The organism is Chitinophagaceae bacterium, assembly GCA_007695095.1.
GTDB lineage: Bacteria > Bacteroidota > Bacteroidia > Chitinophagales > REEL01 > REEL01.
Window position 1 is genome coordinate 1 of the sequence record REEL01000042.1, and the last position, 6,280, is coordinate 6,280.

The 6,280-nt window shown below is 37.4% G+C and carries 8 protein-coding genes; all 8 read left to right on the plus strand.

Annotated features, from left to right (window positions below; all coding sequences use genetic code 11):
• The first annotated feature begins 237 nt into the window (after positions 1–237).
• Positions 238–996, plus strand: a complete 759-nt coding sequence (locus EA412_00835) for a hypothetical protein (protein ID TVR83498.1) — start codon at positions 238–240, stop codon at positions 994–996.
• A 2-nt stretch (positions 997–998) separates the two neighbouring features.
• Entirely contained in the window at positions 999–1,205 is a 207-nt protein-coding gene (locus tag EA412_00840) for a hypothetical protein (protein TVR83499.1), read from the plus strand.
• Positions 1,202–1,408 (plus strand): hypothetical protein, encoded by a 207-nt coding sequence (locus tag EA412_00845; protein ID TVR83500.1) that lies wholly within the window; start codon positions 1,202–1,204, stop codon positions 1,406–1,408. The genes EA412_00840 and EA412_00845 overlap by 4 nt, the downstream gene beginning before the upstream one ends.
• 388 nt (positions 1,409–1,796) lie before the next feature.
• A complete protein-coding gene (locus EA412_00850) occupies positions 1,797–2,462 on the plus strand; it encodes a hypothetical protein (GenBank protein TVR83501.1) in 666 nt (221 codons plus the stop codon).
• 880 nt (positions 2,463–3,342) lie between these two features.
• On the plus strand, positions 3,343–4,281 hold the full coding sequence (locus tag EA412_00855) for an RHS repeat-associated core domain-containing protein (protein ID TVR83502.1): 939 nt from the start codon (positions 3,343–3,345) through the stop codon (positions 4,279–4,281).
• A gap of 4 nt (positions 4,282–4,285) precedes the next feature.
• Positions 4,286–4,723 carry a hypothetical protein gene (locus tag EA412_00860; GenBank protein TVR83503.1) on the plus strand — a complete coding sequence of 146 codons (438 nt, stop codon included), beginning with the start codon at positions 4,286–4,288 and terminating at the stop codon, positions 4,721–4,723.
• 256 nt (positions 4,724–4,979) lie between these two features.
• Positions 4,980–5,795 (plus strand): hypothetical protein, encoded by an 816-nt coding sequence (locus tag EA412_00865; protein ID TVR83504.1) that lies wholly within the window; start codon positions 4,980–4,982, stop codon positions 5,793–5,795.
• A 32-nt stretch (positions 5,796–5,827) separates the two neighbouring features.
• On the plus strand, positions 5,828–6,280 hold a 453-nt coding region (locus tag EA412_00870; protein ID TVR83505.1), incomplete at its 3' end, for a hypothetical protein.

Consider the following 6,280-nt stretch of genomic DNA (forward strand, 5'->3'; position numbering starts at 1 on the left):
TGAAAATGATTACAAGCGTTCAAATGGGGTAATGACCTTTTTTCTTTTAACTGAACCGAGCATGACAAACACCTATTATCATTGACTTAACCGTTTTTCATGCGAGCTCAATCTGACCGATTTAATAAAAAACCAATCAGATTAAAAATAACTGAAAACTGAAAAAAATAACAATCAGATAAAAGTGTTCAATTAAAAGAAAAAAAGCTGTATTTTTGGGCGTTATACGCTCTTTGAATACCCTGTTTTGGAGCAGGTAAGGCCGGTGAGAAACACGATTTTTTTGGCGTAAATTGGTATGATTACGGGGCACGGTTTTATGATGCGCAGATTGCACGTTTTCACACGGTTGACCCAAGGGCAAATGATTTTCCTTGGCAATCACCATATGTTTATGCAGCAAATAATCCGATACGGTTTATTGATTATATGGGGATGAGTGCAGAAGAACCGGATGAAGAAGAGCAAAGGAGACAGCAAGAGCAGGCAGAACAGGAAGCTGCAAGACAGGCTCAACAGGATGCAATTGTTTCCAGAATGCAGGAGGAGTTAATTCAGCAGTGGGAGCAAAATGGAATTCAAATTAATGAAGTCTCCTCTTTTGATGAGTTGCCACAAAATACACGGAAACAATTAATTGCAGCAGGTTTAATTCTCACAGCTGCTCCCGAAGGTGTTTCAACTGTAATAGGTTTAGGGATGATTGCCACCGGAGGCTTTTTATATTTATGGGATTATTTGAATAACGATGGAACCCACATTACTGTTATTCACCCAAAAAGTGGCCAGTTCCCATTTGATGTTCCGCCTTCAGGCACCGGTGGAAGTGGTGGAAGTGGTAATGACTGGATTGATTTTCTTATTGGTGGCGCATTTGCTGGTGGAACAGTTTACCTCAATGAGCGCTATGAAAGGGCTCAGCAACAACAAAAAGACAAAACAAATGTACACAATAAACATGAATTAAAACTAAAATTCGAAAAACCAAAACCTTGATAATGGCAAAAAACTTATATATAAAAAGAAGAATATATAATTATTTAAAGAATAGCTCAATAGCTGGGCTTGGGGTTACATTTATTTATTATGCTTTTTTTATTGAAAATTACCCAGATGCAAGAATGGCATTTAATGTAGTTGGATATATTTCCTTTGCGGTTTTTATTATATCCTTTTTGCTTAAAATATTCAAACGTATAAAATGAATAAACGTATTGTTTTACTGTCTAAAATATTAAGCATTAATCTTGTGATTAGTATATTAGCTTGCTCTTTTGGAAGAGATTTCATCCAAACGGAACTTGCAAATTACTATTTCTGGTTTAGTCTGGGTTTATTTATTGGCTTTCGAATACTTAATATTCTTTTAAAGAGTATTAGTAAAAAAAGCATTGAAAGTAATTATTAACAGCTATTCAGCTATTTGTATTTACTTTATTTTGAATTCCTATGGCCGTAAATGGGAATGTTGCGTGTCAGGATATAAAAGGTATATTGGTGTTCTTTTACTACATCAACGCCTGCAACTTAGTTTTAGTAATAAACGCATCCAGAAAGGTGTAAATCATCTTTTTTTCTTCCGGCTTCATTTTATCCACTTCCTCAATGCGGTTGAGCATCTCTTTATTGATTTGCTTTTCCGAAGCACCGGTGTTCAACTAAAAGAAAAAAAGCTGTATTTTTGGGCGTTATACGTTCTTTGAACACCCTGTTTTGGAGCAGGTAAGGCCGGTGAGAAACACGATTTTTTTGGCGTAAATTGGTATGATTACGGGGCGCGGTTTTATGATGCGCAGATTGGGCGCTGGCATAGTGTGGACCCGTTGGCGGAGTTGGGCAGAAGATGGAGCCCTTATACGCATGCATTTAACAATCCAATCCGCTTCGTTGATCCTGATGGCAGATGGCCATTTGATGCTAAGGATCCTGATAGTCAGAAAAGAAGAGACGTAGATAAATCTGGAGGTTTTTTCCCTTTTAAAGAGGAATATGATTCTCCTGATCCATTGAATCATAGACGTGTTCGTGGTGAAAAAGAAGAAGAATGGAAATACGATGACGGCGGTTTTGATAATACGAGATTGGCGGGAAAAAAGAAAAGGAAAGATAATGATGAAAATCCTCCGGGGGATAATAAATCTAAACCAGATGAACCACAACTTTATTATGGAGGTAAACCGGTTTTTGGTGAAAATAATGGTGGTGAAATTAATTGGAGCGGTGGCGGGGATTATGCAAAGTTTGGTGTTTCACCCTATGGGACAGTTACTAGGGGTAGTAATACCGAGTTTACAGATGCGGGGTTTGAACTTATTATAGATACTACTTTAGGAATTGCTGGTTTTTTTGGTGTCGTGTTCAAAATACCTAAATTGGTAGGTTTTGTTATAGCAACATATGCCACCAAAAAATGCACAGATGATTTAACAACTGATCCTCAAAATAATATAAATGATGACTAGTAAAAAAATAAGAATATTTTTGATAATCTTATACCTTACAGGAATTGTTATTGCTTTAATTTCTAAAAATAGAATTTTCTTCTATACGGTTTTGTCTTTAGTGGGAATTTATATAATTATTGAAGGATTTTTTAAGAAAAAAGATTAGATAGTTTTTCCGATAAGCGGAAATCATATTTCCGCTCCAAATAGAATGGAATTTGTAATTCCATAATCTAATTCCAAACCCTCATTCCATAATTCTGCTCTTGAAAAGAAAAAACAAACCGCTGAGCCAGATAATTGGAAAATCTTTGATTTTATCATTCAGACCGAAATAATCCTTCATCCCGGCTAAGCCGCAATTGTATTGCCGCTTTGAACATCATTAAATTTGGAATTCAATAATCATTCTTTCATTTTAATACCGGAGACGCGCCGTTATGCGCGTCTCTACAGGATTTCGGCGGGGATGGATGGGAGACCTGCCGTGCAGGCACGTCTCTGCAACGGGCTACCATTGAAATATTTATCGATGGCCCACACAACCGGCTTATTGTTGATGTATTGCCTGTTTGATAATTTAAATTCCATAAAAAATCAACCCACTAAGCAGACCTGAGAGAACGCCCCCGGCCTTGCAGGTTTCCCGGTAACAAAACAAGGAACGAAACGGTTAAAAAGATTTGCAGCCATGCACCCACAAAAGCCAGGTAAAATAGTAGAAAGATCTTTGCATGGCCTTCAAATCTTTCAGCAAAGAGACCGCAGTTTTGTCGGGCAACCTGCGAAGCCTTGACCTTTTGTTACTTTTGCGTCAAGGCAAAAGTAAGGCGAGAAAAAAAGAAATATTAAACCCAATCTTCCTTATATTTGTCTCAATAAAAAGATTCAACCTCCAATGTCAGAAGGCACCACCATCACAACAGCCCATGAAACAAATTATTACCCCTTCGGCCTTGCCATCCCCTCCCAAAGTTTTGCCCTGCCCAACGAGAATGATACCTGCCAAAACCGCTACCTCTACAACGGCAAAGAATTCCAGGATGATTTTAAGCTGAATTGGTATGATTACGGGGCGAGATTTTATGATGCGCAGATTGGGCGGTTTCATTCTGTTGACCCGCTGGCGGAGAAGTATTTGTCTATCTCTCCTTATGCTTATGTTGGGAACAATCCCATTATAAGAATTGACCCAGATGGAATGCAATGGGAGGAAACCATTGAGACAAGAGATGGTGTAACACATAGACAATTTACAATAACAATTCAAGTAAAAAACTCTGCTGGACTTTCTCCGGAACAACTTTCCTCATATACAAGTACTATTCAAAACCTAGTTGAAAGTTCCTATCAAGGAGTTAGTAGTGATGGTTCAGAAAGTTTCGCAACCTCGGTTGTTTTTGATTTTGATAATAGTCCATCTGAAGGCTCTTTTTATGTTGACTTTGTGAATACTGTAACTAATTCAGATGGTAGTGAAAGTTCGGCTGTAGGAAGAGTGGATAATATTGGTGATACTAATTCGAATAGAATACAGCTAAGGTCTGATTTAGGGAATGATTTGATGGGTAGGGTTGCAGGTCATGAAATTGGGCACACTGGAGGATTAACACATCCCTCATACCGCGATAGTAGTGGTTCAGTGGATGAGAATGGTGTTTTTATTGGGAAGGATAATATTATGGGTTACGGACAAAATAGCACTAATGTTACCTATCAACAACTGCAAAAGGTAAGTAGTACAATAAGAAACGGCTATGTTGAAACCCCTTACACTGGTGGACTTTCCCCAATTTCTCCAATTAACAACAGACCCATTATTCAACCAAGAAGATAGAGATATGATAAGAATTTACTTAGTACTTTCTTTGCTTTTAAGTATTGCAACTGGAGTAAACTGTCAGAACACTCAAAGTTTGACAATTGATGTATCAGGGAAAGATTGTTATCTTTTTGTTAACTCTTATAATGAGAAATCAGATACAACGAACTACTATATAGTCTTTGAGACTTTTTTTCACTCAGATACTGTAGCTGTCTTTGCAAATGATATTAAAGTTTTCTTTGATACTATAGAAACTGATAGGTCTACAGGTATCGCCAAAGAAATTAAAGTAGGTAAAGTTGAAAGTGTTGAATACATGGGATTTCAAATAAACAGTGAACCAATAATATACTTAAGAACAATTCCTGGAAAGTTTTACGTTAGAGTTAAGCATGAGAGAGATGAAGGTCAAATTCATATTTGTTACTCAAAATTCATGTTTCTAGCTTTTTAATTCTTCAGTTTTACTTTTACAAAGCACGGTAAAATTTCATTTGGCAAATAAATGTATCCTTAAACGGCGAAGATGTGGTTTTTATCTTCATCGGAAAACTTGCTAAGTTCCAGTATTTGGTTTGGGAAAAAAGCTGTATTTTTGGGCGTTATACGTTCATTGAGTACTCTGTTTTGGAGCAGGTAAGGCCGGTGAGAAACACGATTTCTTTGGCGTAAATTGGTATGATTACGGGGCACGGTTTTATGACCCGCAGATTGCACGCTGGCATAGTGTGGACCCGTTGGCGGAGAAGTATTATTCTGCTTCTCCTTATTGTTATGTTTTGAACACCCCAATTAATGCAATTGATCCCGATGGAAGACTAGTAATCTTTGTGACTGGGTACCCCAAAAAAGTTCTTTCAAATTATAGTATTAATCCATATCCACCAAGAATCAGATTCGATGCTAATGACACTTATATACATGATCGTCCTTTGAGTACTATGGGTTCTAACTATTGGCAAGGGCTTGACAGGGCTTTTCAATCTTATTTCCAGGATGATAATTCCCTTTACACATTTGGTGGACATCGAGATAATTCAACCGCTGCTGAACGCATTCAAAGGGGAAGAGACGCTGCCTTAGTATTTCATCGGAAATTTATTGATGGAGATATTTCACTTGCTGATGATGAGACCATTAAAATTGTAGGCCACAGCCATGGAGCAGCTTATTCAGCTGGGCTTACAAGTGAGTTGATAAGACTTGGTTATCAAGTTGAGTGGGTTTGGTACGTGGCAGCGCATCAACCTACTGATTTTAGCCATCCAGAGGGTGCGACAGGTGTACAACTGATAAGAAGAAGTGACTGGGTTTCCAGCAGCCAAGGTTCCAATTGGAGAGGGCGCCAGGTAAGAGGAATTTCGCCTTCAAGTTATGGAAGAATTGATGGAGTTAGTGAATTTATCGAGTTAGACAATACAAGTAAAGGCCGAGGGGGGCATTCTACTTGGACATATGTAAATTGGCTTATGCAACAGGCATTAAACAACGGTGGTACTGTAACAATAAATGGAGTGCAGCAATGATAAGGATGCTAATTTATTTCATCGCTTTAACAATGTTCTCAGGATGCAAGCTTGAAGACAGTAGAGTTGTTCGTTGGTTTTTATTTGATCTTGAGGTTAAAAGAAAACAACATTGCATGGAAGAGTTAATTAGTAGAACAAGAAATTCAATTGAATATACCAAAGTTATTAAAGAATTGGGGGATACTATCCATAACTTTGTTGGGGTACATGCTGATGGTAGGCCAAGACCCGAGATTGTTGATTTTAAAGTTGAAGAGTTAATTCTTTTTGACCATAAAAAAGAAAAATGTCTATTATTTATTTTAGAGATATATCCCTCAAACTTTCTGTATGATCAAGTGCGGGTAGTTTTGGGAAATAAAAAAAATACAGGGTGGTTATTCAAAAGAGACTTGGCAACTGTCTATTTGAGGTTTAACAATGATGATAAGCCTTATAATCATAAACAATTATCTGATAAAGTAAGAAGAAGAATAATATTG